The following is a 246-nucleotide window of genomic DNA, read 5'->3' as shown; positions in this document are numbered from 1 at the left end:
TGCCAAGTTGTAGTACTTTTTTCGAGGCTCTTTTGTCTTGTTCTTGTTTCAATTGACTATAGTGATGGCTTTTCCATGCAAAGAGTTTGTATTAAACCTAACTAAGCGAGGTAATCCCTATGCCAGAAAAATCTTGTTCATGTGCATTCATAACATCGCTTCAGCTAGTCATACCAATCCCTACCATATCGCCGACTTTTATGAGAAACGAAAAAGACAATCGACAATAGCTTCAACCAAGCCACA

At 38.6% G+C, this 246-nt stretch carries 1 pseudogene; it reads left to right on the top strand.

Annotated elements, in window-relative coordinates:
* Positions 1–94: 94 nt before the first annotated feature.
* Positions 95–246 (top strand): annotated as a pseudogene (locus ADF68_RS10220) (IS110 family transposase); the annotation flags it as partial.

The organism is Streptococcus pseudopneumoniae (genome assembly GCF_001068775.1).
GTDB lineage: Bacteria > Bacillota > Bacilli > Lactobacillales > Streptococcaceae > Streptococcus > Streptococcus pseudopneumoniae_N.
This window is presented reverse-complemented; position numbering and strand designations above follow the sequence as displayed.